The organism is Glutamicibacter sp. BW77 (assembly GCF_002332285.1).
GTDB lineage: Bacteria > Actinomycetota > Actinomycetes > Actinomycetales > Micrococcaceae > Glutamicibacter > Glutamicibacter bergerei.
In genome coordinates this window covers 1-2,052 of sequence record NZ_NRGT01000064.1, presented here as the reverse complement: position 1 = coordinate 2,052, position 2,052 = coordinate 1, and the positions used below count along the sequence as shown (strand labels likewise).

Genomic DNA, 2,052 nt, shown 5'->3' with positions numbered 1-2,052 from the left:
GTGAGAACAGCTTCTAGGGACTCGCCTGCATGTGGATGCGTCCTAAAGCCTTAGAGAGCCCCACAGAGCGTTTGAAGATCAGCAAGCATAGCAACTGGATATCCAGTCGCGCGTGAGCGGAAACCCCTCTGTGCACAGAGGGGTTTCACTTTGGGCTTCCAGCCCAATCCCGGGAACCAGACGCTGCGCGACGGAGCAAGCTATCAACTTAGGTGTCCTAAGTGGCTTGGCATGCGCCAGACCCCAGTTCCTGAGGGCGTTGCACTGGGCCTTCACACGCACACAAAAACAGCCGAATCTCGCACACGCTGATCGACACGCTTCTGTTTAAAAACATGCCTCTCAGTGGCGCTGTAAGCACCCTAGAAACGATTTAAAGACTCCGTACCAAACCTCACTTCATGTACGTTTTTAAAAATGCGTTAGAACGCCGTACAACGTGCTGTTGGAATCAACTCTTCTGAGTGGATACTTCATTTGTTTTGAATGGTAAGTACGCAGGATCTACCGTGTAAGTTTTTCGTCTTCTGGTTCTGTATTCCGTGCCGCCAGTGTCGTCGACCGACTCATAAGATTCGATCAGTACGCCGTGTTCTACGAGTTCTCTAAGACCTGATTTTCTCGTACTGTCCCCAAGGGAATATCTTTCCTTAAAACTGGCAGATGAAAACCAGAGTTTGTTCTGAGGTCGGTCGGAGCGAACCGAACGCATTACGATAACGAACATGGCCAGCCCTGGGCCTGACAATTCGCTAATTAGCCCCGTTTCCCACAATGCAGGTGGGATGCGGAAATAAGGCTCTGTGACAGCACCGCCAACCTGCGAAGCAACTGGGCTGGAGTACGGAATGCCTGTCCCATCCTCCCGTAACAGCTGGATCAAAAGCGTTCCCGGAATCACTGAATCCACAGTAATTAATTTGCGCTTGGCCAGTTCGTGAAAACTATCTCGTACTGCACGAGCGCCGTCAGTTTTTGGCTCGTTCAGACCAATTAATTGAGCCCAAAAACGCGCAGGCCTATCAGAATCATGATGCCCTGCACGCAAGACCCATAAAAGCGTCAGCAAGACTGCAAGCCGGGTACCGCCTCCTCGACCACCTCCACCTTGACCACGGGAACCTCGCATGAGTGAGGCCAAAGGGGACAGCTCATTGTCCTGAGCATCGGTGAAAGAGCGACGAATTGGTGCGCCGGAATGTTTTAGGGCTTCTGAAAATTTAGCGGAGAGCGCCCGTTGAGAGGTGTTCACTAATCCAACCTTCTTAAAACAGCGTTTTGGGCCGTGGTATTATTAGGAATATGAAGATATTACTTAGTGGGTTGCACTAGCAACTATACCAGTATGCACTAATGGCAGTAAGCTGTTTTTTGAATTTGCGTTTTAAGTAACCTAAATGCTAGGGTTGCTTTAGCGACATGATCGATGGAATCTAAGGAATGTATCGACCAGGCTCATCGGATTTCCGTTAACGCACTCTAGTTAGGTGCTTACGGGGCCGCTCGGGAGGATTCACCCCCTTTGTATGGGGATTGTTTTTCTGGGCTCAGCTTCAATCTCGTGATGCTAATCGCGGGAAACGACCGGACATAGTCCGGTCGTTTTTCATTTAACTATCGTGATCACCGATACGACACGCCCAAAGCTAAATCGAATATTCTTCGCCTACGAATCTGAGGCTTCCCAGTAAAACCGTGGGGGTGTGCTAACCCACAAGTCATTGTGCTTAAAAGATTGATGCCCGAGGCCTGCAAGCCTCGGGCATCATTATCAAGAACGATAATTCAATTTAAGAGTACCTTGGAGACTGCAAACTCGCGAGGTACACGCCCCAGCATGTCGAAGCTGAGTATGGGCGTCAAGGCCACCGGCTAGCCCCCGGGTGTAGAGAGAACAAAGGGTTTACCGAGAGAGATCGACGGCGCGTAAAGGCAGACTCGGAGCGCTAGAAAATCCATTGGGGTAAGAGCAGTTCGGCTCCCCCGCGTTGATCCTCACATCCCAGTCCTGATAGCCGAGTAATCCCCGGCTATGGTCAAGGAAACCTCGCA

The 2,052-nt window shown here is 50.7% G+C and carries 1 protein-coding gene; it reads right to left on the bottom strand.

The features are described 5' to 3' along the window. Window positions 1-451 precede the first annotated feature (451 nt). Entirely contained in the window at window positions 452-1,252 is an 801-nt protein-coding gene (locus tag CIK74_RS18525) for a hypothetical protein (RefSeq protein WP_141392929.1), read from the bottom strand. Window positions 1,253-2,052 lie beyond the last annotated feature (800 nt).